The 553-nt window shown below is 57.3% G+C and carries 1 protein-coding gene; it reads right to left on the bottom strand.

All coding sequences use genetic code 11. From position 1 onward, the window contains the following. On the bottom strand, positions 1–553 hold a 553-nt coding region (locus tag JJ896_18580; protein ID MBO6781657.1), incomplete at both ends, for a transposase.

Here is a 553-nt window from a genome sequence, read left to right on the forward strand (position 1 = left end):
GGACCTTTTTCTTGAGCTTCATTGCAATCTCATATTCTTCGGTCTTAGCCAGATCTCTAGCGACCTGGCGCGCGTCCTCGTGCTCCTCGCGGGTGATCTTGCGCGCATCAGCGTTGGGGCAGCATTTTGGCTTGGAAGGGCAGACTTGGCAGACATCTTTCAAGGCGCGGTATCGGGCTGTGCCCCTGCCGGTCGGGCCTCGATTTGGATCAGAGTAATTCCTGCGGAACTGTTTGAGCGCGTGCCCCTCTGGGCAGATATATTGATCATTCTCAGCGTCCCATTCGAAGTCTGTGCGTGTCCAGGTGCCGTCGGGGCGTCCCGCCTTGTCGATTACCGGGATGTACGGATCAATTTCGCGATCTACGAGCCAACCGAGCATCGGGCCGGAACCGTATGCCGTATCGGCGATCATCCAGTCGGGGACCAGGCCGAACCTGTCTTTCACCCTTGTCAGCATCGTCTTTGTCGATCCAACCTCGGCTTGCCGGATGGAGCGGGTGGGTTCCACGTCCAAGATGACGCCGTGATCCGTATCTATCACGTAATTGTC

It is taken from the genome of Rhodothermales bacterium (genome assembly GCA_017643395.1).
Lineage (GTDB): Bacteria > Bacteroidota > Rhodothermia > Rhodothermales > UBA10348 > JABDJZ01.